Annotated in this window: 1 protein-coding gene; it reads right to left on the bottom strand. The window is 43.2% G+C overall.

Going from position 1 to position 722, the window contains the following annotated elements; all coding sequences use genetic code 11:
* Window positions 1-722 (bottom strand): phospholipase D-like domain-containing protein (locus A3738_RS23755; protein ID WP_231876747.1); only part of this gene is annotated, 722 nt, incomplete at both ends.

The raw sequence follows: 722 nt of genomic DNA on the forward strand, positions 1-722 counted from the left end.
ATTCTCGGAAACACTTTTAATTCCCGGCACTATCGATGTCATTCCTCGACAAATAATACGAACAGACACGCCCACTTTAGATGCTTCGTACAATTGCGCAATAATTTGCTTATCGGTGAGGTTATTACACTTAATAATGATCTCGGCTGGCTTGCCTAATTTGGCATTCGAGATTTCATTTTCGATCAAGCCCACTAAGCCTGAACGCTGTGTAAGTGGTGACACCATTAAGTGTTTATAGGCGTGGCGGCGATAGGTGTAATTGATAAAATCAAACACATTGGCAACGTCTTTGCCGATCTCTTTATTGCGTGTCAGTAAACTAAAATCGGTATAAATCTTGGCGGTTTTCTCGTTAAAGTTTCCTGAGCCAATGTGCGTATAAATGCGCGGTTTACCATCTTCTTTACGTGTTATGGCAATTAGCTTGGTATGCACCTTTAAGCCGGGCACGCCAAATATTACGTTCACGCCGCCATCTGTTAGCTGATTTGCCCACGCAATGTTATTGGCCTCATCAAAACGCGCCTGCAGCTCAACAACAACCGTTACGTTCTTCAAATTACGTCTTGCTGACAATAAGGCGTCAACGATGCGCGAATGCTCTGCTGCACGATACAAACATATCTTAATCTCTGTAACCGCCGGATCTATCGCGGCCGTTTTCAGAAGATCAATTACGGTATCAAACGAATGATAAGGGTAGTAAAGCAAGACATCTT

Source organism: Oleiphilus sp. HI0066, assembly GCF_001635725.1.